Source organism: Streptomyces sp. NPDC028308 (assembly GCF_055565855.1).
Genome location: NZ_JBVHTO010000006.1, coordinates 138,636 through 165,435 on the forward strand (window position 1 = coordinate 138,636; position 26,800 = coordinate 165,435).

Annotated in this window: 26 protein-coding genes; 6 read left to right on the top strand and 20 right to left on the bottom strand. The window is 71.9% G+C overall.

Going from position 1 to position 26,800, the window contains the following annotated elements; genetic code table 11:
* The first annotated feature begins 126 nt into the window (after positions 1–126).
* From ACZ4VA_RS15060 to ACZ4VA_RS15075, 4 genes are read left to right on the top strand one after another with little or no spacing between them, the layout of a single operon-like run.
* Positions 127–993, top strand: a complete 867-nt coding sequence (locus ACZ4VA_RS15060) for an ABC transporter ATP-binding protein (RefSeq protein WP_468081599.1) — start codon at positions 127–129, stop codon at positions 991–993.
* The gene (locus ACZ4VA_RS15065; RefSeq protein WP_356166551.1) at positions 990–1,835 is read left to right on the top strand and encodes an ABC transporter permease; all 846 of its coding nucleotides are present in this window, start codon (positions 990–992) and stop codon (positions 1,833–1,835) included. The genes ACZ4VA_RS15060 and ACZ4VA_RS15065 overlap by 4 nt, the downstream gene beginning before the upstream one ends.
* On the top strand, positions 1,832–3,031 hold the full coding sequence (locus ACZ4VA_RS15070; protein WP_356242160.1) for a sensor histidine kinase: 1,200 nt from the start codon (positions 1,832–1,834) through the stop codon (positions 3,029–3,031). The genes ACZ4VA_RS15065 and ACZ4VA_RS15070 overlap by 4 nt, the downstream gene beginning before the upstream one ends.
* On the top strand, positions 3,028–3,651 hold the full coding sequence (locus ACZ4VA_RS15075; RefSeq protein ID WP_356242157.1) for a response regulator transcription factor: 624 nt from the start codon (positions 3,028–3,030) through the stop codon (positions 3,649–3,651). Before ACZ4VA_RS15070 ends, ACZ4VA_RS15075 begins: the two co-directional genes overlap by 4 nt.
* Positions 3,652–3,725: 74 nt before the next feature.
* Here ACZ4VA_RS15075 and hisS read toward each other — a convergent pair whose 3' ends face one another.
* A complete protein-coding gene (gene hisS, locus ACZ4VA_RS15080; RefSeq protein WP_355788892.1) occupies positions 3,726–4,988 on the bottom strand; it encodes a histidine--tRNA ligase in 1,263 nt (420 codons plus the stop codon).
* Positions 4,989–4,999: 11 nt separating this feature from the next.
* A complete protein-coding gene (locus tag ACZ4VA_RS15085; protein WP_355788895.1) occupies positions 5,000–5,710 on the bottom strand; it encodes an MBL fold metallo-hydrolase in 711 nt (236 codons plus the stop codon).
* A gap of 187 nt (positions 5,711–5,897) precedes the next feature.
* Here ACZ4VA_RS15085 and ACZ4VA_RS15090 point away from each other — a divergent pair, with 187 nt between their 5' ends.
* A complete protein-coding gene (locus tag ACZ4VA_RS15090) occupies positions 5,898–6,719 on the top strand; it encodes a peptidylprolyl isomerase (protein ID WP_355788897.1) in 822 nt (273 codons plus the stop codon).
* 135 nt (positions 6,720–6,854) lie between these two features.
* Positions 6,855–8,084, top strand: coding sequence for a DUF349 domain-containing protein (locus ACZ4VA_RS15095; RefSeq protein WP_468081603.1), 1,230 nt, complete (start codon positions 6,855–6,857; stop codon positions 8,082–8,084).
* A gap of 78 nt (positions 8,085–8,162) precedes the next feature.
* On the opposite strand, the gene ACZ4VA_RS15100 is transcribed toward ACZ4VA_RS15095, so the two are convergent.
* The 18 genes from ACZ4VA_RS15100 to pgsA all read right to left on the bottom strand — a co-directional run bounded on the left by ACZ4VA_RS15100 (position 8,163) and on the right by pgsA (position 26,792).
* Positions 8,163–9,308 (bottom strand): caspase family protein, encoded by a 1,146-nt coding sequence (locus ACZ4VA_RS15100; RefSeq protein WP_388906915.1) that lies wholly within the window; start codon positions 9,306–9,308, stop codon positions 8,163–8,165.
* Entirely contained in the window at positions 9,289–9,711 is a 423-nt protein-coding gene (locus tag ACZ4VA_RS15105; RefSeq protein WP_355785033.1) for an effector-associated constant component EACC1, read from the bottom strand. The genes ACZ4VA_RS15100 and ACZ4VA_RS15105 overlap by 20 nt, the downstream gene beginning before the upstream one ends.
* Positions 9,704–11,113 (bottom strand): serine/threonine-protein kinase, encoded by a 1,410-nt coding sequence (locus ACZ4VA_RS15110; RefSeq protein ID WP_355785036.1) that lies wholly within the window; start codon positions 11,111–11,113, stop codon positions 9,704–9,706. Before ACZ4VA_RS15110 ends, ACZ4VA_RS15105 begins: the two co-directional genes overlap by 8 nt.
* 19 nt (positions 11,114–11,132) lie before the next feature.
* Positions 11,133–13,688, bottom strand: coding sequence for a RelA/SpoT family protein (locus tag ACZ4VA_RS15115; RefSeq protein WP_468081607.1), 2,556 nt, complete (start codon positions 13,686–13,688; stop codon positions 11,133–11,135).
* 215 nt (positions 13,689–13,903) lie between these two features.
* Entirely contained in the window at positions 13,904–14,443 is a 540-nt protein-coding gene (locus ACZ4VA_RS15120) for an adenine phosphoribosyltransferase (protein WP_468081609.1), read from the bottom strand.
* Positions 14,440–15,564 carry a protein translocase subunit SecF gene (gene secF, locus ACZ4VA_RS15125; RefSeq protein ID WP_356166569.1) on the bottom strand — a complete coding sequence of 375 codons (1,125 nt, stop codon included), beginning with the start codon at positions 15,562–15,564 and terminating at the stop codon, positions 14,440–14,442. The genes ACZ4VA_RS15120 and secF overlap by 4 nt, the downstream gene beginning before the upstream one ends.
* A 1-nt stretch (position 15,565) precedes the next feature.
* The gene (secD, locus tag ACZ4VA_RS15130; RefSeq protein ID WP_468081611.1) at positions 15,566–17,335 is read right to left on the bottom strand and encodes a protein translocase subunit SecD; all 1,770 of its coding nucleotides are present in this window, start codon (positions 17,333–17,335) and stop codon (positions 15,566–15,568) included.
* 141 nt (positions 17,336–17,476) lie between these two features.
* On the bottom strand, positions 17,477–17,968 hold the full coding sequence (gene yajC, locus ACZ4VA_RS15135) for a preprotein translocase subunit YajC (RefSeq protein WP_389391093.1): 492 nt from the start codon (positions 17,966–17,968) through the stop codon (positions 17,477–17,479).
* 165 nt (positions 17,969–18,133) lie between these two features.
* On the bottom strand, positions 18,134–19,204 hold the full coding sequence (ruvB, locus tag ACZ4VA_RS15140; RefSeq protein ID WP_356166577.1) for a Holliday junction branch migration DNA helicase RuvB: 1,071 nt from the start codon (positions 19,202–19,204) through the stop codon (positions 18,134–18,136).
* 61 nt (positions 19,205–19,265) lie between these two features.
* On the bottom strand, positions 19,266–19,877 hold the full coding sequence (ruvA, locus tag ACZ4VA_RS15145; RefSeq protein ID WP_355789872.1) for a Holliday junction branch migration protein RuvA: 612 nt from the start codon (positions 19,875–19,877) through the stop codon (positions 19,266–19,268).
* On the bottom strand, positions 19,874–20,404 hold the full coding sequence (gene ruvC, locus ACZ4VA_RS15150) for a crossover junction endodeoxyribonuclease RuvC (protein ID WP_453364668.1): 531 nt from the start codon (positions 20,402–20,404) through the stop codon (positions 19,874–19,876). Before ruvC ends, ruvA begins: the two co-directional genes overlap by 4 nt.
* 109 nt (positions 20,405–20,513) lie before the next feature.
* Positions 20,514–21,266, bottom strand: coding sequence for a YebC/PmpR family DNA-binding transcriptional regulator (locus ACZ4VA_RS15155; protein ID WP_355789878.1), 753 nt, complete (start codon positions 21,264–21,266; stop codon positions 20,514–20,516).
* Between the two features lie 48 nt (positions 21,267–21,314).
* Entirely contained in the window at positions 21,315–21,923 is a 609-nt protein-coding gene (pdxT, locus tag ACZ4VA_RS15160) for a pyridoxal 5'-phosphate synthase glutaminase subunit PdxT (protein WP_468081616.1), read from the bottom strand.
* A 6-nt stretch (positions 21,924–21,929) separates the two neighbouring features.
* The gene (gene pdxS, locus ACZ4VA_RS15165; RefSeq protein ID WP_356166583.1) at positions 21,930–22,853 is read right to left on the bottom strand and encodes a pyridoxal 5'-phosphate synthase lyase subunit PdxS; all 924 of its coding nucleotides are present in this window, start codon (positions 22,851–22,853) and stop codon (positions 21,930–21,932) included.
* Between the two features lie 225 nt (positions 22,854–23,078).
* Entirely contained in the window at positions 23,079–23,624 is a 546-nt protein-coding gene (locus ACZ4VA_RS15170; RefSeq protein ID WP_356166586.1) for a LemA family protein, read from the bottom strand.
* 368 nt (positions 23,625–23,992) lie between these two features.
* Entirely contained in the window at positions 23,993–25,153 is a 1,161-nt protein-coding gene (locus tag ACZ4VA_RS15175; protein WP_355794017.1) for a glycosyltransferase family 4 protein, read from the bottom strand.
* Positions 25,150–26,079: a phosphatidylinositol mannoside acyltransferase gene (locus ACZ4VA_RS15180; RefSeq protein WP_356166589.1), complete on the bottom strand. Its 930-nt coding sequence runs from the start codon at positions 26,077–26,079 to the stop codon at positions 25,150–25,152. Before ACZ4VA_RS15180 ends, ACZ4VA_RS15175 begins: the two co-directional genes overlap by 4 nt.
* Complete coding sequence (pgsA, locus tag ACZ4VA_RS15185) at positions 26,076–26,792, bottom strand: phosphatidylinositol phosphate synthase (RefSeq protein WP_356166677.1); 717 nt, start codon at positions 26,790–26,792, stop codon at positions 26,076–26,078. The genes ACZ4VA_RS15180 and pgsA overlap by 4 nt, the downstream gene beginning before the upstream one ends.
* Between the last annotated feature and the right edge of the window lie 8 nt (positions 26,793–26,800).

Here is a 26,800-nt window from a genome sequence, read left to right on the forward strand (position 1 = left end):
TGCTGGGTGGGGGCTTCGCGGGCACGGTCATTGTGCCGCACGCGCCCGCGTGTCCACCGTTCGATGGACATAAGGAGGTACGGACGGACGTCCCGGAACGTTCGGTTCGCGCCGACGCTGGTCGGCATGACGACACACGCGGACGGGCTCGTGGTGGACGTACGGGGACTGCGCAAGCGGTACGGGGACGTGACGGCGGTGGACGGCGTCGACCTGGGCGTCCGGCGCGGGGAGGTGTTCGGCCTGCTCGGGCCGAACGGCGCCGGGAAGAGCACGACGGTGGAGATCCTCCAGGGCGAGCGGGTCCGGGACGCGGGGCACGTCGCGGTCCTGGGCGCGGATCCGGCGAGGAGCACACGCGCGTGGCGTTCACGGATCGGTGTCGTCCGGCAGGACGAATCGGCGCCCGCGGAGTTGACGGTGCGCGAGACGGTGCGGCATTTCGCCCGCTACTACCCGAAGCCGCGGGACCCGGAGGAGGTCATCGCCCTGGTGGGGCTCCAGGAGGAGGCGGACACCCGGGTCAAGGCGCTGTCCGGCGGCGAGCGGCGCCGCCTCGAAGTGGCGCTGGGGGTGACGGGCGATCCGGAACTCCTGCTCCTGGACGAGCCGACGACCGGCTTCCACCCGGCCGCCCGCCGCCGCTTCGGGGAGATGATCCGGGAGCTGGCCGCCGGGGGCACGACGGTCCTCATGACCACGCACCAGCTCCACGAGGCGGAGACGCTCGCGGACCGGATCGCGGTCGTCGTACGGGGACGCGTGGTCGCCGAGGGCGCTCCCTCCGTCCTGCGGGAACGTCACGGCACCGCGGCGGACGTCGAGTGGACGGAGGCAGACGGCACCCCGCGCCGCGAGCGCACCGGGACACCGGCGCGGACGGTGGCGCGACTCGCCGCCCGCTTCGGCGGGGAGGTCCCGGGGCTGCGCGTGAGCCGCCCCACCCTGGAGGACCTCTATCTGCGGCTGACCGGACAGGAGGGCACCCGATGACCACGACGGCGGCGGTCCGCACCGCGAAGCGTTCCGCGCGGCGGCTCCCCGGTGCCTGGGGCCTCGGGCTCGCCCGCGGCGCGCTGGAACTGCGGCAGTTCTTCCGCCGCCGCGACCAGGTGGTCTTCACGCTCGCCTTCCCGGTCGTCCTGCTGTTCCTCTTCGCCTCGGTCTTCGACGACGACGTGCGGGGCGCCGGGGTCACGGCGGCCCAGCTGTACGTCCCCGCCATGACGGCCGCGGGCATCATGTCCGTCGGCTTCCAGTCCCTCGGCATCTCCGTCGCGGTCGAGCGGGACGAGAAGGTGCTGCGCCGGCTGCGCGCGACGCCGATGCCACCCGCCGCGTACTTCCTGGGGAAGATCTGGCTGGTTCTCGTCAGCGGTGTCCTGGAGACGGCGGTCCTGCTCCTCGCCGGGGTCACCCTGTTCGGCGCCGCCGCCCCCTCCGGCGCGGACGGCTGGTTCCGCCTCGTCTGGATCTTCGTCCTCGGCCTGACGGCGTGCGCCCTGCTCGGCATCGCGGTCGGCTCGCTCCCGGCGTCCGGCAGGAGCGCCACCTCGGTGATCGTCCTGCCGTTCCTGGTGCTCCAGTTCGTCTCCGGGGTGTACGTCCCGGTCGGCAGCGTGCCGGACTGGATGCCGGCCGTCGCCGCCCTGTTCCCGCTGAAGTGGATGTGCCAGGGCCTGCGCGGGGTCTTCCTGCCCGACTCGGCGCGCGTCCTGGAGCAGGCGGGCGACTGGGAGTTCGGCCGCGTGGCCCTGGTGCTCGGGGCATGGTGCGCCGGAGGATTGCTGCTGTGTCTGCTGACCTTCCGGTGGAAGAACCGGCGCGAGGGATGACGGGCCCGGGCGGCGCGCGCGGTTCGTACACCTGGGAACGCTCGTTTCGGCTCTGGGACTCGTACTTCGCGGTCGTGTGGCTGGCCACCCTGGTCTTCGTGCTGGGCACGGCGCGGCCCGGGCCGCCCTACCGGATCGCCTCGGCCGCCCTGCTCGCCCTGCTGGTCCCCTGGTACGTGGCCGTGGGGCGGCCGGTGCTCGGCGGTGACCCGCCCGACGAACGCCGGGCCCTGCGGTACCTCGCCGGGGCCACGGCGCTGTTCCTGCCGTCGGGGATCCTCGTCGGCGAGACCCGCCTGATGACGTTCGCGCTCGTCCCCCAGTGCTTCATGGCGCTGAGTCCGCGCCGGGCGCTGCCGGCCGTGACCGTCCTCAACCTCGCGCCGGTGGCCGGCTGGCTCCTGCTCTGGCGGCCGAGCGGCGCGGACGCCTTCTACAACTCGGTCTTCGCTGTGGTCACCCTGGTCTTCTCAGCGGCCGTCGGCGGCTGGACCGCCCGGGTCGTCGAACAGAGCCAGGAACGCGCCGCGCTGATCGCGGAACTGGACGCGGGCCGCCACGAGATCGCCCGGCTCTCGGCCGCCCATGGCGCGCTGGCCGAGCGGGAGCGGTTCTCCAGGGAGATCCACGACACCCTCGCGCAGGGCTTCACCAGCCTGCTGATGCTGGTCCAGGCCGTCGAGGCGGAACTCGACGGCGATCCAGCCGAGGCGCGCCGGCATCTGGCGCTCATGGCGCGGACGGCGCGGGAGAACCTCGCCGAGGCGCGCGCCCTGGTCGCCGGGTCCGGGCCCGCGGACCTCGACGGCGCCTCGCTGCCCGACGCGCTGCGCCGGCTCGCCGTACGCCACGGCGCCGCCCTCGACGTGACGGGTGAGGTGCGCCCGCTGCCCGCCGGCACCGAGGTGGTCGCGCTGCGCTCCTGCCAGGAAGCGCTCACCAACGCCCGTAGGCACGGCGGGATTTCGGCTTCCGTCGGCCTCTCCCTCGCGTACGCCGGCACGGCGCTCACCGTCTCGGTACGGGACGACGGCTGCGGTTTCGACCCGGAGGCGCCGGCGGGCGGCTACGGTCTGGCGGGACTGCGCGCACGGGCGGCGGAGGCGGGCGGCACGGCCCGGGTGAGCAGCGCCCCCGGCGAGGGGACCCTGGTGACCGTCCGGCTTCCGGCACCGCCCGCGAGGAGTGCGCCGTGATCCGGATCGTGCTGGCGGACGACCATCCCGTCGTACGCGAGGGGCTGCGCGCGATGCTCGGAGCCGAGCCCGATCTCGACGTGGTCGGGGACGCGTCCAGCGGGCCGCGGGCGGAGGCGCTGGCCGCCGAACTCCGGCCCGACATCGTCCTGATGGACCTGCGGATGCCGGGTGGCGGGGGCGTCGAGTCGATCGCGCGGATGACCGGGGCGGGGCTGCCGTGCCGGGTGATCGTGCTCACCACCTACGAGACGGACGGCGACATCCTGCGGGCGGTGGAGGCGGGTGCGGCGGGCTACCTGCTGAAGGACCTGCCGCGCGGTGAGCTGGCGGAGGCGGTGCGGGCCGCAGCGCGGGGCGAGACCGTGCTGGCTCCGTCGGTGGCCGCCCGGCTGGTCGACCGGCTGCGGTCCAGACCGGAGCGGCCGCGGCTGTCCGAGCGGGAGACCGCGGTGCTCGCCCTGGTGGCCGAGGGGTGCACGAACGCCGAGATCGGCCGGCGCCTGTTCATCGGCGAGTCGACCGTGAAGACCCATCTGCTGCGGGCCTTCGGCAAGTTGGGAGTCGACGACCGGACGGCAGCGGTGACGAGCGCGATGCGCTGGGGGCTGCTGGGCTGAGGTCCCGCGCCTGCGCCCATGGGCCGGAAGCGGCCGGATCCCCGCCGGTGCGACGAGGATCCGGCCGGCCGCCGTCAGCCCAGGCGGGACTCCAGTTCCGCCACGATCTCGTTGACCCCGACGGCCGTCTGCTCGCCGGACTCCATGTCCTTGAGCTGGACGACACCCTCGGCGAGGTCCCGCTCGCCGGCGACGATCGTGTAGCGCGCGCCGCTGCGGTTGGCGTTCTTCATCGCGCCCTTGAGGCCCTTGCCGCCGTAACTGAAGTCGGCGGCGATGCCGACCTTGCGCAGCTCGTTGACCTTGGCGAAGAGGAACCGGCGGGCCTCGTCGCCGAGCGGGACCGCGAACACGCTGGTGGCCGAGGGGAGTTCGAGCGAGACACCCTCCGCCTCCAGGGCGAGGACGGTGCGGTCGACGCCGAGCGCCCAGCCGACGGATGGCAGCGCGGGCCCGCCGATCATCTCGGACAGCCCGTCGTAGCGCCCGCCGCCGCCGACCGCGGACTGCGAGCCGAGTCCGTCGTGGACGAACTCGAAGGTCGTGCGCGTGTAGTAGTCGAGGCCGCGCACCAGCTTCGGGTCGTCCTCGAAGGAGACGCCCGCGGCCGTGATCAGCTCGCGCACCTCCTCGTGGTACGCCTTGCAGGCGTCGCACAGGTAGTCGCGCAGCAACGGCGCGCCCACCAGCTGCTTCTGGACGTCGTCGCGCTTGTCGTCGAGCACGCGCAGCGGGTTGATGTCGGCGCGGCGCAGCGTCTCCTCGTCGAGGTCGAGCCCGCGCAGGAAGTCCTGGAGCGCGGCCCGGTAGACGGGGCGGCACTCCTTGTCGCCCAGGGAGTTCAGCAGGATGCGGAACTCGCGCAGGCCCAGCGAGCGGTACGCCTGGTCGGCCAGGATGATCAGTTCGGCGTCGAGCGCCGGGTCCTCGGCTCCGATCGCCTCGGCGCCGACCTGCGAGAAGTGGCGGTAACGGCCCTTCTGGGGGCGCTCGTAGCGGTAGTACGAGCCCGAGTACCAGAGCTTGACGGGGAGGTTGCCCGCCTTGTGCAGGTTGGCCTCCAGCGCGGCGCGCAGCACGGAGGCGGTGCCCTCGGGGCGCAGGGCCAGCCGGTCGCCGCCCTTGGTCTCGAAGGCGTACATCTCCTTGGTCACGATGTCGGTGGACTCACCGACGCCGCGCGCGAACAGCTCGACGCTCTCGAAGCCGGGCGTCTCGATGTACCCGTAGCCGGAGGTGCGCAGGGGGGCGGAGATCGCCTCGCGCACGGCGAGGTACCGGGCGCTGTCCGGCGGGATCAGGTCGTACGTGCCCTTGGGGGCCTTGAAGGTGCTCACGGAAGGTCTCGTCACATTCCTCGTCGGGGAGCCTCGGATGCTCCCTGGCCGCCGGCGGCCACCTGCCGCAGATACGGGTTGGTGGCGCGCTCCTGGCCGATGGTCGTCTGGGGGCCGTGGCCGGACAGCACCACGGTCGAGTCGTCGAGCGGCAGGCACACACGGCCCAGCGAGGCGAGCATGTCGTCCATGTCGCCGCCGGGCAGGTCGGTGCGTCCGATGGAGCCGGCGAACAGCAGATCCCCGGAGAAGAACACGGACGGCACGTCCGCGCTCTCGGGCATCCGGAAGGTCACCGACCCCTTCGTATGGCCGGGCGCGTGCGCGACGGAGAAGTCGAGGCCGGCGAGCTTCAGCTCGGCGCCGTCGGTGAGTTCCCTGACGTCGTCCGGCTCGCCCACGGTGATCTCGCCCATCAGCGGCATCCCGATGGAACGGCCGATGCCCTTCTCGGGGTCGCTCATCATGTAGCGGTCCCGGGGGTGGATCCAGGCCGGTACGTCGTGCGCTCCGCACACCGGCACGACCGAGGCGACATGGTCGATGTGGCCGTGGGTGAGGATGACCGCGACGGGCTTGAGCCGATGCTTGGCGAGTGCGTCCTCGACTCCCTGGGCGGCCTGGTGGCCCGGGTCGATGATCACGCACTCCTCACCCGCGGCGGGGGCGACCAGATAACAGTTGGTCCCCCAGGCCCCTGCGGGGAACCCGGCAATGAGCACGATCGTCCTTCGTTTGTGTCGTACGAGGTCATACGGCGTCGTACGGGGCGGGTGGCTGCGGATCAGAGCCTACCGGCGCTGCCGTTTCCTCAGCGAACCCATATACGGTACGGGGCACACGCAGGCGGTCGGCTCACAAGACGCACGCGTCCCACTTGACGAACGAGACGCACGAGGAGAAAACCCGGTGGTCAGCCAGGAGCAGCGGCGGCGTCAGCTCGCCCGGGAGAAGTTCTTGCGGCAGCAGCAGCGGCGTACGGCCGCGCGGCGCAAGACGCACGCACGCAACGCGGTGATCGCGTCGGTCCTCGGCGTGGTCGTCGTGGGCAGTGTCGTGTCGTACGCGACCGGGGTCTTCAAGGACGATGGCAAGAAGACCAACGCGGGCGCGGAGGTGACGCCGAGCCCCTCGACGCCGAGCAAGGCGCCGGACCCGTGCGAGAAGCCCGCGGCGGGCAAGGTGGCGAAGCTGAGCTGGAAGAAGGAGCCGGCGGTCACCATCGACAAGTCGGCCGCCTACACGATGAAGCTGGCGACGACGTGCGGTGACATAGACGTCGACCTGAAGACGGCGGCGGCGCCGCACACGGTGAACTCGTTCGGCTTCCTCGCCGGCAAGGGGTTCTTCGACCACACCAAGTGCCACCGCCTGGTCACGAACGGCATCTACGTCCTGCAGTGCGGTGACCCGCAGGGCACCGGCGGCGGCGGTCCGGGCTACACGATCCCGGACGAGAACCTGAAGGACAAGAGCCTCAAGAGCGGGGTCTACCCGGCGGGCACCGTCGCGATGGCCAACACCGGCCAGAAGCACACCGGCGGCAGCCAGTTCTTCCTCGTGTACCAGGACAGCAAGCTGCCGCCCACCTACACGCCGTTCGGAACGATCTCCAAGTCCGGCATGACGGTTCTGAAGAAGATCGCCGCCGCCGGTGAGAGCACCGGACAGGGCGACGGCGCACCCAACGCGACCGTCGTGATCAACAAGCTGACCGTGTCGAAATCCTGACCGCCAGCTGCGAAATTTCGGTCGCGCGGGATGCGGACAGCCGCCCCGCCGGTCGCCTATGTTGGCCGTGACGAAACTGTGGACGATGCCCGGGGGCGCTGAAGCCTCCCGCAGGCATCATGTGGAGGAGGCGCTGTGAGCAGCGACCCGTGGGGCCGCGTCGACGAGACGGGGACCGTGTACGTGCGTACGGCCGACGGCGAGCAGGTCGTCGGTTCCTGGCAGGCCGGCTCCCCTGACGAGGCGCTGGCCTACTTCGAGCGCAAGTACGAGGGCCTGGTTGTGGAGATCGGCCTCCTCGAGAAGCGAGTGAAGACCACCGACCTGTCCGCGAAGGACGCCCAGGCCGCGATCGCGCACATCCGCGAGCAGGTCGACGCCCATCACGCGGTCGGTGATCTGGACGCGCTGCGCAAGCGGCTGGACAAGCTCGTCGAGACGGTGGACGCGCGCCGGCAGGAGCGCAAGGAGCAGCGGGCCAAGCAGTCCGACGAGGCGCGGCACGCCAAGGAGGCCCTGGTCACCGAGGCGGAGGAGCTGGCGCAGAGCGACCAGTGGCGGGCGGCCGGTGAGCGGCTGCGCTCGCTGGTGGACACCTGGAAGGGGCTGCCGCGGCTCGACCGCAAGTCGGACGACGAGCTGTGGCACCGCTTCTCGCACGCGCGCTCGGCGTTCTCCAAGCGGCGCAAGGCGCACTTCGCGTCGCTGGACGCGCAGCGCGAGGAGGCCCGCAAGACCAAGGAGAAGCTGGTCGCCGAGGCCGAGGCGCTGTCCGGTTCGACGGACTGGGGTCCGACGGCGGCCCGCTACCGCGAGCTGATGGCGGACTGGAAGGCCGCGGGCCGCGCCCAGCGTGAGCACGAGGACGATCTGTGGAACCGCTTCCGCGGCGCCCAGGACGTCTTCTTCGCGGCGCGCAGCTCGGTCTTCGCCGAGCGGGACGCGGAGCAGTCGGAGAACCTGAAGCTCAAGGAGGAGCTGGCCGAGGAGGCCGAGAAGCTCGTCCCGGTGCAGGATCTCAAGGCCGCCCGGGCCGCCTTCCGCTCGATCAACGAGCGCTGGGAGGCCATCGGCCACGTGCCGCGCGACGCCCAGCCGAAGGTCGAGGGCCGGATGCACGCGGTGGAGCGGGCTCTGCAGGAGTCCGAGGAGGCCGAGTGGCGCCGGACCAACCCCGAGGCACGCGCGCGTGCGGAGGGTCTGACCGGTCAGCTCCAGGCCGCCGTGGACAAGCTCCGCGGCCAGATCGAGACGGCCCGCTCGGCGGGCAACAACGCCAAGGCCGACAAGCTCCAGAAGGAGCTCGACGGCCGTCAGGCGCTGCTGGACCAGGCCCTGAAGGGTCTGCAGGAGTTCGGCGGCTGACACCCGCCCGTCGCCCGCGGGCGGCTTTCCTCCGGCGCGGCCCGGCGGTGGTTCCCCCACCGCCGGGCCGCGCCGCGTTCAGGAGGCGGTGCGCGGTCCGCCCTGCTCGGCGATGTGCAGCGCGTGCTTGAGGACCTCACAGGCCTGGATGTGGTTCCCGGACTCCTGGAGGAGATCGGCGAGCCGCCGGCACACCAGGATCGCCTCGGGCCCGTACAGCTTGTGCACCTGCTGGAAGGCGAGTTCCAGTACCTCGACGGCCTCCGCGACCTGTCCGGACTCGGCGAGCAGTTCGGAGAGTTCCAGCTGCACGGCGAGCAGGTCGCCCTGTCCGTGCGTGGTCTGTTCCTGGAGGGCGAGCCGCAGCACGGGCAGGGCGTCGCGGGAGTTGCCGGCGGCCCGCAGCGCCCGGGCCACGGCGAGGCCGGTGGCCACCATCGCTGCGCGTACGTCGGCGGCGAGGACCGGTCCCGCGGGAGTGCGCCGGCCGGCGCGGGCCTTGTTGCGGGCGAAGGGGAGCCGTCCCACGCCGTTCTCCTGCGAACGCTGCGGCAGGGGGCGGTTCTTGGCGCGCAGGCGTTCCTCCAGGACGCGGTAGAGGGTGTCCAGGTCGATGAGTTCGGGGCCGTCCTGGACGCCGCCGCGCAGGACGGTGAGGAGTTCGCCGGTGAACGCGGTGTAGCGCTCGCCGTCGGGCGCGAGGGCCAGCCGGTCGCGGGGCGAGGCGGTGAGCACGAAGGCGCCGTCGACGGCGGCCTGGGCGGCGAGCACGTCGCCGCCGACGAGGGTGCGGGCGGCGCGGCCGCTGAAGCAGCAGTCGAGGACGACGACCTTGCGGCGGGCGCGGGAGGCGCGCAGGGCGGACCGCAGGTGCTGGTAGGCGACGGCGGTGTAGCCGAGGTGGTCGCGGGAGTCGCCGAGCGCGAGGTACAGGTCCGCGGACTCGGAGTCGCGCATGCCGTGCCCGGCGTAGTACACGATCAGGGTGTCGGTGGCCTCGTCGCCGGCCTGGTGCACCGGGTCGAGCATGGCGAGGGGGCTCTGCGGATCGGTGACGACCGTGCAGTGCTGGACCGGGAGTCCCCAGACCGTGGCGTCGCACAGCTCCGCGGCGAGGTCGACCACGTTGGCCTCGACGGCGGGCAGTTGCGGCAGATGCCGGTAGGAGGCGGTCCCGATGAGGACGGCGCGGGAGCGGGCCGGGTCAGGAAGCGTCGAGGTCACTCTCGGCTTCCTCCCGGTCGAGGACCGCGACGATCCTGCGCAGCGTCTCCTCGTCGCGCGCCGCCTCCGCGGTGAGCAGCACCTCGACCTCGCCGCGGCGCAGGGTGACGGACGGCGCCCGGCGCCGCGAGGTCTGCCACTGCAGGACGGAGACGACCAGGGAGGCGGTGGACAGCCCGCTGCCGAGGGCGAGTTGGAGCACGTCGAAGCCGGTTCCCATATGGTGCGCGGGAGTCGGACCGCCGGTGACCCGGGCCCGTACGTCGAGCGTCTCGTCCGCGTGCAACCAGCGCAGCAGGGACCGGAGTTCGTCCTCGGCGCCGGGTGCTCCCCCGGCGCCCGGCGGCGGTTCGGCTCCCGCGGCCGCCGGGACCGCTGCGATCCCCGCGACGAAGTCAGTCATCGATCCCGTCCGTTCCTCGGCCGACACGTCTGTTCACGCGCGAGAACAGGTCCAGTGCCTGGTCTCCGGCGTCCAGCCTGGCCAGGCACACGGCCTGCCAGTACTGGCTGGTCAGGGTGGTGAGGTGGTCCGGGCCCAGGGACGACAGGCACACCGGCACGATCACCGACAACATCTGTGCGGCCTCGCGGAGTTCACCGCGCAGCACCAGGTTGACCGCCTCGCGCTGCCGGGACAGCGCGTTCTGCGGGGTCATGCTGCTGAGCACGAGCCGGCGGGTGGCGTCGCTCAGCGTGGGCGGCGCCAGCCTGCCGGCCATGCGGAACGACTCCCGCGGCCGGATCTCACCGTCGTCGTCCGCAGGACCCGCCGCGCCGGCGCCCCACGACGGGCCGGCCCGGTCCCAGTCGTACTCGGGCGCCTCGACCTGCGGCCGGAACACCTCTCCCTCGTGACCGGGGCCGGGTGAGCCCTCGGGCGGTGGCCCGCCCTGGGCGGCGACCGGTCCGGCGAGGCCCTCCAGCGCCTCCTCGCGGATGTGCCCGGCCAGCAGCCCGGCCAGCAGCGCGGTGCCTCCGTCCGCGAGGCCGCGCAGTTCGTGCCCGACCTCCTCGACCCGCTGCGGCCGGTCGGCCGGGTCCTGCCGGCAGAGCCGGTCGACGAGCCGGGTCAGCCCGTCCGGGTACGCCGGTTTCCGGCCGGCCAGCGGCGGGATGCCGTCGCCGAGGGCCTTCTCCACGATCGCCCCGACGTCCACGGTCTCGCCGAACGGCAGCTCGCCCGTGATCATCAGGTACATGCACGCACCCAGCCCGTACAGGTCGGCGGCGGGTTCCGGCAGCACCCCGCGGATCGCCTCGGGCGCGATGAACTGGGGGGTGCCCATCAGCACACCGGTCCGGGTGATCACCGCCTCCCCGGCGAGACGGGCGAGCCCGAAGTCCTGGAGGACGACCCGCCCTGCCCGGTCGATCCCGACGTTCGAGGGCTTGACGTCGCGGTGCAGCACCCCCGCCTCGTGCGCGGCGGCGAGGGCGTCCGTGACGCCGAGGGCGACGGAGGCGACCGCGGCCGGCGGCAGGGGTCCCGCGGTCGCCACGAGGTCGGCGAGGCTCACGCCGTCGAGCACCTGCATGACCAGGTACGGGGTGCCGTCGTGCACCCCCGTGTCGTACAGCGTGACGACCGAGGGATGGTCGATCCTGGCCAGGGCGCGGGCCTCGCGCATGAAGCGCTCCAGCGCCTCGTTGTCGGCGGCCAGTCCCTCGACGGCGGTCAGCATCTTCACCGCGACGCGGCGGCCGAGCACCTCGTCGACCGCCTCGTACACCACACCCATGCCGCCCCGCCCGAGCAGTCCCACCGGGCGGTAGCGGCCGGCCACTAAGCCGACGTTCTCCATCTCGTCCCCCGTCGTGCGGTCAGGGCCTGCGCGCCGACGTCACCCGGTACACGTCGTACACGCCCTCCACGCCGCGTACGGCCTTCAGGACGTGGCCGAGGTGCTTGGGGTCGCCCATCTCGAAGGTGAAGCGCGAGGTGGCGACCCGGTCGCGGGAGGTCTGCACGGCCGCGGACAGGATGTTGACGTGCTGGTCCGACAGGACGCGCGTGACGTCCGACAGGAGCCGGGAGCGGTCCAGGGCCTCGACCTGTATGGCGACCAGGAAGACCGAGGACTGGGTGGGCGCCCACTCGACCTCCAGGATCCGCTCCGGTTCCCGGGACAGCGAGTCCACGTTGACGCAGTCGCTGCGGTGCACCGAGACACCGCTGCCGCGGGTGACGAAGCCGATGATCGGGTCGCCGGGCACGGGCGTACAGCAGCGGGCGAGCTTGACCCACACGTCGTCGACGCCCTTGACGACGACGCCGGGGTCGGCGTTCGAGCGCCGCTTGCGGCTGCGGCCGCGGGCGGGCGGGACGCTCTCGTCGATCTCCTCGGTGGCCGCCTCCTCGCCGCCGAGCGCCTGCACCAGCTTCTGCACGACGCTCTGCGCCGCGACGTGCCCCTCGCCGATCGCCGCGTACAGCGACGAGATGTCGGGGTAGCGCATCTCGTGCGCCAGCGTGACCAGGGAGTCGCCGGTAAGGATGCGCTGGATCGGCAGGTTCTGCTTGCGCATGGCCCGCGCGATGGCGTCCTTGCCCTGCTCGATCGCCTCGTCGCGGCGCTCCTTGGAGAACCAGGCCCTGATCTTGTTGCGGGCCCGCGGCGACTTGACGAAGCCGAGCCAGTCCCGGGAGGGACCCGCGCCGGCGGCCTTGGATGTGAAGACCTCGACCAGGTCGCCGTTGTCCAGGGTCGATTCGAGCGGGACGAGACGCCCGTTGACCCGGGCCCCTATGGTCCGGTGCCCGACCTCGGTGTGCACGGCGTAGGAGAAGTCGACCGGGGTGGCGCCCGCCGGGAGCGCTATCACGTCGCCCTTCGGCGTGAACACGAAGACCTCGTTGCGCGAGAGGTCGAAGCGCAGGGACTCCAGGAACTCGCCCGGGTCCTCGGTCTCCTTCTGCCAGTCCAGGAGCTGGCGCAGCCACGCCATGTCGTTCAGGTGGTCGTCCTTGCCGGTGGTCCTCGGCTGGTCCGAGCGGACCTTGGAGGTGCCGGCGACGGCCTCCTGCTTGTACTTCCAGTGCGCCGCGATGCCGTACTCGGCGCGGCGGTGCATGTCGAACGTGCGGATCTGCAGCTCGACCGGCTTGCCGTTGGGCCCGATGACCGTCGTGTGCAGCGACTGGTACATGTTGAACTTGGGCATCGCGATGTAGTCCTTGAACCGGCCGGGGACCGGGTTCCAGCGCGCGTGCACCGTGCCGAGGGCCGCGTAGCAGTCGCGGACGGTGTCCACGAGGACGCGGATGCCCACCAGGTCGTAGATCTCCGCGAAGTCACGGCCGCGGACGATCATCTTCTGGTAGACGCTGTAGTAGTGCTTCGGGCGGCCGGTGACGGTCGCCTTGATGCGGGCCGCGCGCAGGTCGGACTGGACCTCGTCGGTCACTATGGCGAGGTACTCGTCGCGCTTGGGGGCGCGCTCGGCGACCAGGCGGACGATCTCGTCGTACATCTTCGGGTAGAGGATCGCGAAGGCGAGGTCCTCAAGTTCCCACTTGATGGTGTTCATGCCCAGCCGGTGGGCCAGCGGCGCGTAGATCTCCAGCGTCTCGCGCGCCTTCTTCTCCTGCTTCTCGCGCTTGAGGTAGCGCATGGTGCGCATGTTGTGCAGGCGGTCGGCGAGCTTGATGACCAGGACGCGGGGGTCCTTGGCCATGGCGACGACCATCTTGCGCACGGTCTCGGCCTGCGCCGCCTCGCCGAACTTGACCTTGTCGAGCTTGGTGACGCCGTCGACCAGCAGGGCGACCTGGTCGCCGAAGTCCTTGCGGAGCGTGTCGAGCCCGTACTCGGTGTCCTCGACCGTGTCGTGCAGCAGGCCGGCCATCAGGGTGGCCGGGTCCATGCCCAGTTCGGCGAGGATCGTGGTCACCGCGAGCGGGTGCGTGATGTACGGGTCGCCGCTCTTGCGCTTCTGGCCGCGGTGCCAGCGCTCGGCGACCTGGTAGGCGCGCTCGATCTGGCGGAGCGTGGACGTCTCGATCTTCGGGTCGTTGCCGCGCACTATCCGCAGCAGGGGCTCCAGGACCGGGTTGTACGGGTTGGAGCGCTGGACGCCGAGGCGGGCGAGCCGGGCGCGTACGCGGTTGGAGGAGCCGCCGCCGGTGCGGGCGGGCTGGCCGGCCGCCGGACGGACCACCGGGGTGTGCGGGGAGCGCTCGCCCTCGGACGGAGCCGGCTTGGGACGCGGCTGCTCGGCCGCCCTCTCCTCGGGCGCCGCCTGGGCGTGCTCGATCGGCCCGTGCGTGACGCTCTTCGCGGGCTTGTCCGCGGGGCCCGAGGTCGGTACGGGCTGGGCGGCTGGGGTTCCCCCCTGGCGGTCAGCACTGGGGGCGAGTGGCTGGGCCTCGTCTGGCAAGAGGACTCCTCGTGCGCTTTCCGGGTCCCCCGGTCAGGCTCCGGAGAACCCATGGTAGCGATCCCGGGCTTCGAACTCGCCTTCGGCCGGTGGGACGGCCTCTTACAGCGGAAACACCGAAGGCGGGCACCGGATTCCTCCGGGCCCGCCTCCATGGCGTCGAACGGGTGTCCAAGGCTGCCGCGCGGGCGCCGGAAGCGCCCGTGAGAAGCGGCTCAGACCTGGAGCAGCGCCTCCAGCGGTGCGCCCTGCAGGGCCGGCTCCAGACGGGCCCGGCCGCCCAGGAAGCCGAGCTCCATCAGGACCGCGACGCCCGCGACCTCGGCGCCCGCCCTGCGGATGAGCTGGAGCGAGGCCTCGGCGGTGCCGCCGGTGGCCAGGACGTCGTCGACGATCATCACGCGGTCGCCCGCGGTCAGGTCCTCGGCGTGCACCTCGATCTCGGCGGAGCCGTACTCCAGGTCGTACGTCTGGCTCAGCGTCGCTCCGGGGAGCTTGCCGGCCTTGCGTACGGGGATGAAGCCGACGCCGGCGCGGACGGCCGCCGGAGCGCCCAGGATGAAGCCCCGGGCCTCCAGGCCGACGATCTTCGTGGCGCCGTGGCGCACCGTGATCTCGGCCAGGGCGTCGGTCAGCGCGGTGAACGCCGCCGGGTCCGCGAGCAGGGGCGTGATGTCCTTGAACACCACACCCGGCTCCGGGTGGTCCGCGACGTCGCGGATGCGGCTGAGCAGCAGCTCCTCGATGCCGGTCATCGGCGCTTGCCCGACGGCCGGCCGCGGCCGCGGTTGCGGGACGCGGGCTGGTTGCGCGGGCCGACGACCGCGGGGGCGGCGTCCTGCGGCTCGTCGTCCTCGTCGTCCAGGCCGTCGGCGACGACCGGCGCGTCCAGCGACTCGCCCCGCGCGGCGGCCTGCGCCCGCTTGGCGAGGACCCGCTTCTTGAGGGCCTTCATCTGCGGCTCGCGCTCCTTGAGGTCGGCGACGAGCGGCGTGGCGATGAAGATCGACGAGTACGCACCGGCCGCGAGACCCACGAACAGCGACAGCGAGATGTCGTTGAGCATGCCGGCCCCGAGGACACCGCCACCGATGAACAGCAGGCCCGCGACGGGCAGCAGCGCGACCACCGTCGTGTTGATCGAGCGGACCAGGGTGCTGTTGATCGAGCGGTCCGCGACCTCGCTGTAGGTCCAGCGGGTCTGCTTGGTGAGGTCCTTGGTCTGTTCCTTGAGACTGTCGAACACCACGACCGTGTCGTAGAGCGAGTAACCGAGGATCGTGAGCAGACCGATCACGGTGCCCGGGGTGACCTCGAAGCCGACCAGGGCGTAGATGCCGACCGTGATGGTGATGTCGTGGATCAGGGCGACGAGGGCCGCGAGGGCCATGCGCCACTCGAAGGCGATCGCCAGGTAGATCACCACCAGGACCATGAAGATCGCCAGACCCTGCCAGGCCTTGTTGGCGATCTGGTCACCCCAGCTGGGACCGACCAGGTCGGCGTTGATCGACTCGGAGTCGACCTTCAGGTCCTTGGCCAGCTCGTCCTTGATCTGGTCGGACTTGCCGGTGTCGATCCCGGCGATCTGGATGCGCAGTCCGCCGTTGCCGAGCTTCTGGACGATCGCGTCGTGGCCGGAGGCCTCTTCCGCGTAGGTCTCGGCCTGGGACACCGAGACGCTGGTCCGCTCGGTGGTGAAGACGGCGCCGCCCTGGAACTCGATGCCCATGTTCAGGCCGCGCACCGTCAGGCCGAGGATGGCCGTGATGGTGATCAGGATCGAGACGCCGTACCAGATCTTGCGCTTACCGACGAAGTCGTAGCCGATCTCGCCGCGGTGGAGCCGGGCGCCGAGGGTGCCGAGTTTCGACATCTCACGCCTCCTTCGTGTCGACGGGGGCGGACGCGCGACGGGTGCGGCGCAGCGGAGGCTGGGCGCCCAGTCGCTTCGGGTCGAGGCCCGACCAGCTGTGACCGCTTGCGAAGAACTTCTTGCGGGCGAGGATCGTCATCAGCGGCTTGGTGAACAGGAAGACCACGACGACGTCGAGCAGGGTGGTCAGACCGAGCGTGAACGCGAAGCCCTGGACCTTGCCGACGGTGACGATGAAGAGCACCGCGGCGGCGAGGAACGACACGAAGTCGGAGACCAGGATGGTGCGCCGGGCGCGCGGCCAGGCACGCTCGACGGCCGGGCGCAGCGTACGGCCCTCGCGGATCTCGTCCCGGATGCGTTCGAAGAACACGATGAACGAGTCCGCGGTGATTCCGATCGCGACGATGGCACCGCAGACGGCCGGCAGGTTCAGCGCGAAGCCGATGGCCGGACCGAGCAGAGCCATGATCACGTACGTCAGGACGGCCGAGACCAGCAGCGAGGCGACGGCGATGAGCGACAGGCCGCGGTAGTAGACCACCAGGTAGATGACGACCAGGGCCAGGCCGATCGCGCCGGCGATCAGACCGGCGTGCAGCTGCTCGCCACCGAGGGCGGCGGTCACCGTGGTGACGCTCGCCTCCTTGAAGGTGAGCGGCAGCGCGCCGTACTTCAGCATGTTCGCCAGGTCCTGCGCCTCGGTCTGGTCGAAGCTGCCGGAGATCTCCGCGCTGCCGCCGGTCAGCGCCTGGCTGACGGAGGGGTCGGAGACGACGTCGTTGTCCAGGACGATCGCGAACTGGTTCTGCGGGGGCTGGTTCTGCGAGAGCTTGCCGGTGATGTCGGCGAACTTCTTGGAGCCACCGGACGTGAAGTCCATGGTGACCTTCCAGCCGGCTCCGCTCTGGGTGTCGTAGACGGCCGCGGCCTTCTTGACGTCCGTGCCGGACACCTCGGCCGGGCCGAGCACGTACTTCTGCCACTGCCCGCCCGAGTTCTGGCCGCAGGCGATGGTGGAGTCGGAGGGCTTGGCGCCCGCGCCCGCCTTGGCGCGCTGCGCCGGCTTCGTGCAGTCGAGTGCGGCGTACTGGGCCTGGAGCTTGGCCGTCGCCGGGTCGGCGCTCGCCGAGGGAGAGGCAGTCGCCTTGGGCTTGTCCGAAGCGCTCGCCGACGGGCTGGCGGTGGCCTTCAGGGCGTCGGTGACCGCACGGCCCTGCGAGGTGGCGGAGGCCGAGGGAGTCGCCGAGCCGGACGGGGTCGCCTTCTCGGAGGCCTTGTCCGTCGCCTTGTCCGTCGCCTTGTCCGAGGGAGCCTTGGAGGAGCTGCCGCTCGGCGAGGGGCTGGCCGACGCGTCACCGCCGGAGACCTCGGTCACCAGCACCGGCCGGAAGTACAGCTTGGCGGTGGTGCCGACCTGCTCCCGGGCCTGCTTGGAGTTCGTGCCCTTGGGGATGTTGACGATGATGTTCTTGTCGCCCTGCGTCTGCACCTCCGCCTCGGAGACACCAAGACCGTTGACGCGGCGGTTCATGATGTCGACCGCGGTGTCCATGTTGGTCTTGTTGATCGCGTTGGGCTGGCCGGGCTCGTTCTTCGCCTCGAGCGTGATGCTCGTGCCGCCGGCGAGGTCGATGCCGAGACGCGGGGTGGAATGCCCGGAGAGGAACATCCCCCCGGTGAGCGCCACGATGGCGATCAGGATGAGGGCCAGCGAGCGCCCCGGCCTGCTCTGGGCGCTCGCGCTCCGGCCCTTCTTCGGTGCTGCCACCTTCTCGTACTCCCTCTCGGGCCACCCGACGCCGGGTGAGCGCCGGGGCGGCCATGACATGGTGTCGGGATTCCGTGCGGAACCGCACGTCCCGGGGGAACGCCGGGCGCGAGCGAATCGCGCCGTGCTCCCGGGTCGTGCCTACTTCGCGTCGGACTCGCCGTCGGTCTTCTTCGGCTCGGCCGCGTCGGCCGCGGTGGGCTCGCCGGCCGTGGTGTCCTGCGCGTCCGCGTCCTTCTTGCCGAGGTCGACGATCTTGTCGTCGGCGGCGTCGGCGGACTCGTCGGTCCCGGTGAGGGAGGAGGCGTCGTCCGGCACGACCGCCGCGTCGTCGTCCTTCAGGTCGGGGTCGATGCCGTGGACGATGCGGTTGTACTCGTCGTCGGACAGGACGGCACCGATCGAGTTCTTCGCGAAGATCAGGTGGACGCCGGGGGCGGCGTCGAGGAGGACCGTCTCCTCACTGACCTCCTTCACCGTCGCGTACATGCCCCCGATCGTGCGGACGCCGGTGCCGGGCTGCATCTCGTTGCGCATCTGCGCGGCCGCCTGCTGCTTGCGCTTGGCCGAGCGGGTCATCAGGAACATGGCCCCGATGAGCACGATGAACGGGAGGAGGGTCAAGGTATTCACGGGACGGAGTTTCCTTCGCACGACCGCGCGGGGGGCGGCCTGGTGGATGGGGGTGGTCGGCGCCGTCCTGCAAGGGCGGCATCGGCGGAGTCTAAGCGAGTCCGCACTCATGGAACAACGCTCAGCATGACACCGGGGTTCCTGGGCAGGGAGAGTCCCGCGCCGTCACGCCCCGAACAGGTCCTGTTGTCCGGTTCCCCCCGGTGCCTGGCGGGGCGGGGTGAGTCCGAGATGCGCCCAGGCGGCCGGGGTCGCGACCCGGCCGCGGGGGGTGCGGGCCAGCAGCCCCTCGCGCACCAGGAAGGGTTCGGCCACCTCCTCGACGGTCTCGCGCTCCTCCCCCACGGCGACCGCGAGGGTGGACAGGCCGACGGGACCTCCCCCGAAGAGCTTCAGCAGCGCCTCCAGGACGCCCCGGTCGAGCCGGTCCAGGCCGCGGGCGTCGACCTCGTACACCGCGAGGGCCGCCGCCGCGATGTCCCTGGTGACGATCCCGTCGGCCTTGACCTGCGCGTAGTCGCGTACGCGGCGCAGCAGCCGGTTGGCGATGCGGGGCGTGCCCCGGGAGCGGCCGGCGATCTCGGCGGCGCCCGCGGTGTCGATCTCGACGTCGAGGAGGTGGGCGGAGCGGTGGATGACGCGCTCCAGCTCGGCGGGCTCGTAGAACTCCATGTGCGCGGTGAAGCCGAACCGGTCGCGCAGCGGGGGCGGCAGCAGGCCCGCACGTGTGGTGGCGCCGACCAGGGTGAACGGCGGCAGTTCGAGCGGGATCGCGGTGGCTCCGGGGCCCTTGCCGACGATGACGTCGACCCGGAAGTCCTCCATCGCCATGTAGAGCATCTCCTCGGCGGGCCGCGACATGCGGTGGATCTCGTCGAGGAAGAGGACCTCGCCCTCCTGGAGGGAGGACAGGATCGCCGCGAGGTCGCCGGCGTGCTGGATCGCCGGGCCGCTGGTGATGCGGATCGGGGCGCCCATCTCGGCGGCGATGATCATGGAGAGCGTGGTCTTGCCGAGCCCCGGGGCGCCGGACAGGAGCACGTGGTCGGCGGTGGCGCCGCGCGCGCGGGCGGCGCGCAGGACGAGGTCGAGCTGCTCGCGGACCTTCTCCTGGCCGATGAACTCGCCCAGGTCCTTGGGACGCAGGGCCGCCTCGACGGCCTGGTCCTCGCGGTCGGCTGACGCGCCGACGAGCCGCTCGTCGGCGCTCTCGTCGGTCGTGTCGTCCCAGTTCATTGCTTGTGCCTCGCGGTCGCGGTGGGGTTCGGGCGGAGGGGCGGGGGGCGCCGGAAGGCGGTCAGCGGGTCCGGTTGAGGGTCTGCAGGGCCGCCTTCAGCAGCTGGCCCACCTGGGGGCTGCCGCCGGCGGCCTCGGCCTGGGGCTCGACGGCGGAGACCGCCTCGTCGGCCTCGCGGGTCGCGTAGCCGAGGCCGATCAGCGCGGCGTGCAGCTGGTCGCGCCAGCCTGCGGTGACGGACCTGCCGATCGCCGGGCCGCCGGCGCCGAGGGGCTCGCCGAGCCGGCCCTTGAGCTCCAGCAGGAGCTTCTGGGCGCCCTTCTTGCCGATGCCGGGGACGGCGGTGAGCGCCTTCTCGTCACCGGTGGCGACCGCCCTGCGCAGGGCGTCGGGGCTGTGCACGGCGAGCATGGCCTGCGCCAGCCGCGGTCCTACGCCGCTCGCGGTCTGGAGCAGCTCGAAGACCTGCCGCTCGTCGTCGTCGGCGAACCCGTAGAGGGTCAGGGAGTCCTCACGGACGACGAGGGAGGTGGCGAGCTTGGCGTCCTGCCCCATGCGCAGCCCGGAGAGGGTGTTCGGCGCGCACTGGACGGCGATGCCGATGCCGCCCACCTCCAGCACCGCGGAGTCGGGGGCGAGGGCGGCGACCGGGCCGCTGACGAAGGCGATCATGCGGTACGCCCTTTCGATGCGTGCAGGGCGACGGCCTGCTGGAGTCTGTTCTGAGCGGGTGCGCGCCAGATGTGGCAGATGGCGAGGGCGAGGGCGTCCGCGGCGTCGGCGGGTTTGGGCGGGGCGTCGAGCCGCAGCAGGCGCGTGACCATCGCTCCGACCTGTGCCTTGTCCGCGCGTCCGCTGCCGGTGACGGCGGCCTTGACCTCGCTGGGGGTGTGCAGGGCGACGGGGATGCCGCGGCGGGCGGCGCAGAGCATCGCGACGGCGCTGGCCTGGGCGGTGCCCATGACCGTGCGCACGTTGTGCTGGCTGAACACCCGCTCCACGGCGACGAATTCGGGCCGGTACTCGTCGAGCCACCGCTCGATGCCCTGCTCCACGGCGACGAGGCGCAGGCCCAACTCGGCGTCGGCCGGGGTCCGTACGACTCCGACACCGCACATGGTCAGGGGGCGGCCGGCGAGACCTTCGACCACCCCGACACCGCACCGGGTCAAACCCGGGTCAACACCCAGTACCCGCACCCCGAACCCCTCCGTCGACCGCCTGTTCGTGCAGGTTATCGGGTACCGCCGACAAAGCCGCGGGCCGACGGGGTGTGTGTCCCCGCCGGCCCGTGCTGTGGTCGGCCGCTCAGGCGTCGACCTTGGCCATCACGTCGTCGCTCACGTCGAAGTTGGCGAAGACGTTCTGCACGTCGTCGCTGTCCTCCAGCGCGTCGATCAGCTTGAAGATCTTGCGGGCGCCCTCCTCGTCCAGTTCGACCTGCATGGTCGGGACGAAGTTGGCCTCGGCGGAGTCGTAGTCGATGCCCGCCTCCTGGAGGGCGGTGCGGACCGCGACCAGGTCGGTGGCCTCGGAGAGGACCTCGAAGGACTCACCGAGGTCGTTGACCTCCTCGGCGCCCGCGTCGAGCACCGCGCCCAGGACGTCGTCCTCGGACAGCTCGCCCTTGGGGACGATGACGACGCCCTTGCGGTTGAACAGGTACGACACGGAACCCGGGTCGGCCATGTTGCCGCCGTTGCGCGTCATGGCGACACGCACGTCGGAGGCGGCGCGGTTGCGGTTGTCGGTGAGGCACTCGATGAGCACCGCGACACCGTTCGGGCCGTAGCCCTCGTACATGATCGTCTCGTAGTCGGCGCCACCGGCTTCGAGACCGGCGCCGCGCTTGACCGCGGAGTCGATGTTCTTGTTCGGGACCGAGCTCTTCTTGGCCTTCTGGATGGCGTCGAAGAGCGTCGGGTTACCGGCCGGGTCGGCGCCGCCCGTGCGGGCCGCGACCTCGATGTTCTTGATCATCTTCGCGAAGAGCTTGCCGCGCTTGGCGTCGATCACGGCCTTCTTGTGCTTCGTCGTAGCCCATTTAGAGTGGCCGGACATCTGCCTGTCTCCTTCGCGTAACCCAACTCTTTACGAACGCCAGAGATCCTACAAGGACTCGGGTGTCCGGTTCGCGCGCACCATGTCGACGAACAGTCCGTGCACGCGGTGGTCGCCGGTCAGCTCGGGGTGGAACGACGTGGCGAGCGCGTTGCCCTGGCGGACGGCGACGATGTGGCCCTCGTGCTCGGCGAGCACCTCGGCCGCGGCGCCGACGGACTCGACCCAGGGGGCGCGGATGAAGACGCCCTCCACGGGAGCGCCCTCGACGCCCGTCACGGCGACGGCGGCCTCGAAGGACTCGTTCTGCCGCCCGAAGGCGTTGCGGCGCACGATCATGTCGATGCCGCCGACGGTCTCCTGGCCCGAGCGCGGGTCCAGGATCTTGTCGGCGAGCATGATCATGCCCGCGCAGGTGCCGTAGACGGGCATGCCGTCACGCACGCACGCGCGGAGGGGCTCCATCAGGCCGAAGAGCACGGCCAGCTTGGAGATGGTGGTGGACTCGCCGCCGGGGATGACGAGACCGTCGACCTCGGCGAGTTCCTCGGGGCGCCTCACCTGCCTGGCCACGGCGTCCGCCGCGGCCAGGGCGATCAGGTGCTCCCGTACGTCGCCCTGGAGGGCCAGGACGCCTATGACAGGTGCTTCGGTCATGAGTGGTTACCAGCCGCGGTTGGCGTAGCGCTCGGTCTCGGGGAGGGTGTCGCAGTTGATGCCGACCATGGCCTCGCCCAGGTTGCGGGACGCGTCCGCGATGATCTTCGGGTCGTCGTAGAAGGTGGTCGCCTTCACGATGGCGGCGGCGCGCTTGGCCGGGTCGCCCGACTTGAAGATGCCGGAGCCGACGAAGACGCCCTCGGCACCGAGCTGGCGCATCAGCGCGGCGTCGGCCGGGGTGGCCACGCCACCGGCGGAGAACAGCACCACGGGGAGCTTGCCGAGCTCGGCGACCTCCTTGACGATCTCGTACGGGGCGCGCAGCTCCTTGGCGGCGGCGTACAGCTCGTTGTTGTCGAAGCCGCGCAGCTTGGCGATCTCGTTCTTGATCTGGCGCAGGTGGCGGACGGCCTCGACGACGTTGCCGGTGCCGGCCTCGCCCTTGGAGCGGATCATGGCCGCGCCCTCGGCGATGCGGCGCAGGGCCTCGCCCAGGTTGGTGGCGCCGCAGACGAAGGGGGTCGTGAACGCCCACTTGTCGGAGTGGTTGACCTCGTCGGCCGGGGTGAGGACCTCGGACTCGTCGATGTAGTCGACGCCGAGGGACTGCAGGACCTGGGCCTCGACGAAGTGGCCGATGCGGGACTTGGCCATGACCGGGATGGAGACCGCGTCGATGATCTCCTCGATCATGGTCGGGTCCGACATGCGGGCCACGCCGCCGTCCTTGCGGATGTCGGCCGGGACCCGCTCCAGCGCCATGACGGCGACGGCTCCCGCGTCCTCGGCGATCTTCGCCTGCTCGGCGTTGACGACGTCCATGATCACGCCGCCCTTGAGCTGCTCGGCCATGCCGCGCTTGACGCGCGCGGTGCCGGTCGCGGGACTGTCGGAGGACTGGGCGGAGTTGGAGAGCGTGCTGGACACGGGTTGACCTCACTCGGTGGAAAAGAGGGCTGCTGCAGCACCGAGGAAACGCCTGTGGACCAGGCCACAGCAAGGGCCAATGACCAGCCGGTGGCTCATTTTCCGTTCAGCTCCCGGAAAAGCCCAGGCCACAGCGCTGTCACCGGTTCGGGGTGGGGGCCGGCCGCTTCGGCGGACCCGGAGAAGGGGCCACCTCGCCGACCACGAGCCGTGCCCGCGGTGCGGCTACGACGTGGGCCGGTCCGCCAGCGCCACCGGCGGCTCGTCGTCCATCTCGAAGGCGAGCGGGAACGGGGCGTGTCCCGCGAGCCGGAACCAGCGCACCTTGCGGTGCCGGCGCAGCGCGCGGGCCGCCCGCACGGCGTCGTTGTGGAAGCGGCGGGCCATCGGCACCCTGCGCACCGCCTGCGCGAGTTCGTTCGCGGCCTCCTCGCCACCCGGCGCCGCCCGGACGGCCTCGACCTGCGCCGTCTCCCCGAACACGGCCCGCAACGCCTGGCTCAGCTCGCTCTCGGCGACCTCCCGCTGGTCCTCCTCGGCCTGCCGGGCGGCGTGGGCCGCCTCGTAGAGCACGATCGAGGCGGCCGGGTCCAGCACTCCGGAGGTGGCCAGCTCCTGGGCGACCGAGGCGCGGCGCAGGAGCTGGGCGTCCAGGGCGGCGCGCGCGGCGTCGATCCGGGCGTGCAGCCGGTCCAGGCGTCCCGCGGTCCAGCTCAGGTACAGGCCGATGGCTACGAGGCCGACGAGGATCCAGATGAGGGTTGCGGTCACGGGCCGCAAGGCTACCGGTGCGTTGCGCAGGGCTTCGCGCGGCTCCCGGGTACGCCGGCGAACGCCCTGCTCGTCCGCCCGCCGGAGCCCGATCGCCGCTCTCGTCGCGAGGCCCGGACTCCCCCGGCCGGGACGGGCCCGCAGGGGGCGACAGGGCTGGGCGGCACGGGCCCGAGCGGCGGCCGTCCGTCGCCGGGGCGCTCCCGACGCACGCCTGTGGAGTACGTCGGCGAAGGCGCCGGCGTCCGCGACGAAACGGCCGGAAGACGTCCCCGCGCCCCGTGCCTCACGCGCTCCGGACGGCCCGAGGGTCCGGCACACCCCAGGAGCGCCGAGGGCTGCGGACGTGCGCCGCGCAGTGCCCCCGCTCAGTCCCGGGCGAGTCCGAAGCGGGCCATCAGGCCGGTCCGCTCGTCGGCCGCGACCGCCGCCGCCCCGTCCGTCACCGTCTCGTACACGGAGAGGATGTCCGCGCCGACCGTCGACCAGTCGAAGCGCCGCACGTGGGCGCTGCCGCGCTCGCGCAGCTCGGTGCGGCGCGCCTCGTCGCCGAGGAGCCGCACGGCCGCGTCGGCCAGCGCGTCCGCGTCCTCGTTGGCGAACAGCTCCCCCGCCGCCCCCTGGTCGAGGACCTGGGCGAACGCGTCGAGGTCGGAGGCGAGCACCGGGGCGCCCGCCGACATGGCCTCCACGAGGATGATCCCGAAGCTCTCGCCGCCGGTGTTGGGCGCGACGTACACGTCGACACTGCGCAGGAAGCGCGCCTTGTCCTTGTCGCTGACCATGCCGAGGAACTCCACCCGGGAGCGCATCTCGGCCGGCAGGTCCTCCACGGCCTCCTTCTCGTCGCCGCGTCCGGCGACCAGGAGCCGGGTCCGCGGACGCTCGGCGAGGATCTTCGGCAGCGCCCTCATCAGCACGGGCAGGCCCTTGCGGGGCTCGTCGATGCGCCCGATGAAGCCGAGGGTCTCGCCCTGCCAGTCGGGGTTGGGCTTGGCGCGCGCGAAGAAGTCGACGTCGACGCCGTTCGGGATGACGACGGCGTCGCCCCCGAGGTGCTCGACGAGGGTGCGGCGCGCGTACTCGCTCACGGCGATGCGCGCGCTGATCTTCTCCAGGGCGGGCTGGAGGATCGGGTACGCGGCGATCATCGCCCGGGAGCGCGGGTTCGAGGTGTGGAAGGTGGCGACGATGGGTCCCTGGGCCGCCCAGCACGTCAGCAGGCCCAGCGACGGCGAGGTCGGCTCGTGGATGTGGATCACGTCGAACATGCCGTCGTGCAGCCAGCGCCGCACCCGGGCGGCGCTCAGGAAGCCGAAGTTGAGGCGCGCGACGGAACCGTTGTACGGCACCGGGACCGCGCGGCCCGCCGAGACGACGTAGGGCGGCAGGGGCGTCTCGTCGTCGGCGGGGGCCAGCACGGACACCTCGTGCCCGAGACGGATGAGGTGCTCGGCCAGGTCGCGGATGTGGAACTGCACGCCGCCCGGGACGTCCCAGGAGTACGGGCAGACGATGCCGATCCTCACGGGCGCTCCCCGGCGTCGGACGGCTCGGGGCGGGGCTCCAGGTCGGCGAGCCACAGGCGCTGCAGCATGTGCCAGTCCTCCGGGTGTTCGGCGATACCGGTGGCGAAGGCGTCGGCCAGCGCCTGTGTCATCACAGACGTCTTCTCGGCGCGGGTGCCTGACCCGGGGACCGCGACGGGCGGATGGACGCGGCCCTTCATCACGGGCGAGTCGTCGAACCAGAGCGTCACCGGCATGAGCTGGGCGCCGGTCTGCTGGGCGAGCAGGGCGGGTCCGGCGGGCATCCGGGCGGTCTCCCCGAAGAAGTCGACCTCGACGCCGGACGCGGACAGGTCGCGGTCGGCGACCAGGCAGACCAGTCCGCCCTCGCGCAGCCGCCGGGCCAGCGTGCCGAACGCGGAGCCGCCGCTGTGCGGCAGGACCTCCATGCCCAGGCCCTCGCGGTAGGCGACGAAGCGGTCGTAGAGCGACTCGGGCTTGAGCCGCTCGGCGACCGTGGTGAAGGGGATCCCCAGCTTGGTGGTGACCCAGGCGCCCGCGAGGTCCCAGTTGCCCAGGTGCGGCAGCGCCAGCACGACGCCCTTGCCGGCGGCGAGCCCGTCGGTGAGGTGGTGCAGGTCCTTCGGGTCGAAGCCGGTGCGCACGCGCTCCTCGCTCCAGGCGGGCAGCCGGAAGGACTCCATCCAGTAGCGCAGGTAGGAGCGCATGCCCGCCCTGGACAGCTCGGCGAGCCGCTCCGGGGTCGCGTCGGGCACCACGCGCGCGTAGTTGCTCTCCAGACGCTGGACGCCCTTGCCGCGCCGCTTCCAGGCGAGGTCGGCGACAGCGCGGCCGAGCCGTACCGCGACGGGCTCCGGGAGCTTCTTGACGGTGCTCCAGCCGAGTGCGTACGTCCCGTCCGTCACCCGGTCCCGCAGACCGCTCACGAGGCCGCCTCGCTGCCCTGGGTGGCGGCGTCGGCCTCGGCGGCCTCACGGCGCACGGTGACCACCCGCTGGATCAGCGTGACGAGGCTCCCGACCGCGACGATCCACAGCGCGACGGGCAGCAGCCACTGGATGCCGGGGACCCCGAACTTGTGCAGCCCCGCGAACCCGGCTGCGACCAGCGAGATCACCAGCCGCTCGGCGCGCTCGACCAGGCCGTTGACCGCGACGGGCAGGCCGATCGACTCGCCGCGCGCCTTGGTGTACGACACGACCTGGCCGCTGGCCAGGCAGAAGATGGAGACCGCGCACAGCCCGATGTCGTCGCCGCCGCCCGCGTACCAGAGGGCGAAGCCGCCGAAGATCGCGCCGTCGGCGACCCGGTCCAGGGTGGAGTCGAGGAACGCGCCCCAGCGGCTGGAGCGGCCGAGCTGGCGCGCCATGTTGCCGTCGACCAGGTCCGAGAACACGAACAGCGTGATCACGACCGTGCCCCAGAAGAACTCGCCCATGGGGTAGAAGACCAGCGCACCCGCCATGACTCCGGCCGTGCCGAGGAGCGTCACGGTGTCGGGGCTCACCCCCCGCCGGATGAGAAACGCGGCGAACGGTGTGAGGACACGCGTGAAGAATGCACGCGCGTACTTGTTCAGCATGGCCTTCCCGAGGGTCGGTGTCGCCGCGCGGCCCCTGCTGGCCACCGGCTGGCCCATCGTAGCCA

Bases quoted from the DNA above. Each gene is read 5' to 3' on its own strand.
- ACZ4VA_RS15060 (WP_468081599.1), top strand. From the start codon at position 127: ATGACGACACACGCGGACGGGCTCGTGGTGGACGTACGGGGACTGCGC.
- ACZ4VA_RS15065 (WP_356166551.1), top strand. From the start codon at position 990: ATGACCACGACGGCGGCGGTCCGCACCGCGAAGCGTTCCGCGCGGCGG.
- ACZ4VA_RS15070 (WP_356242160.1), top strand. From the start codon at position 1,832: ATGACGGGCCCGGGCGGCGCGCGCGGTTCGTACACCTGGGAACGCTCG.
- ACZ4VA_RS15105 (WP_355785033.1), bottom strand. From the start codon at position 9,711: ATGACTGACTTCGTCGCGGGGATCGCAGCGGTCCCGGCGGCCGCGGGA.
- ACZ4VA_RS15110 (WP_355785036.1), bottom strand. From the start codon at position 11,113: ATGGAGAACGTCGGCTTAGTGGCCGGCCGCTACCGCCCGGTGGGACTG.
- ACZ4VA_RS15120 (WP_468081609.1), bottom strand. From the start codon at position 14,443: ATGACCGGCATCGAGGAGCTGCTGCTCAGCCGCATCCGCGACGTCGCG.
- secF (WP_356166569.1), bottom strand. From the start codon at position 15,564: ATGTCGAAACTCGGCACCCTCGGCGCCCGGCTCCACCGCGGCGAGATC.
- ruvB (WP_356166577.1), bottom strand. From the start codon at position 19,204: ATGAACTGGGACGACACGACCGACGAGAGCGCCGACGAGCGGCTCGTC.
- ruvA (WP_355789872.1), bottom strand. From the start codon at position 19,877: ATGATCGCCTTCGTCAGCGGCCCGGTCGCCGCCCTCGCCCCCGACTCC.
- ACZ4VA_RS15155 (WP_355789878.1), bottom strand. From the start codon at position 21,266: ATGTCCGGCCACTCTAAATGGGCTACGACGAAGCACAAGAAGGCCGTG.
- pdxT (WP_468081616.1), bottom strand. From the start codon at position 21,923: ATGACCGAAGCACCTGTCATAGGCGTCCTGGCCCTCCAGGGCGACGTA.
- pgsA (WP_356166677.1), bottom strand. From the start codon at position 26,792: ATGGGCCAGCCGGTGGCCAGCAGGGGCCGCGCGGCGACACCGACCCTC.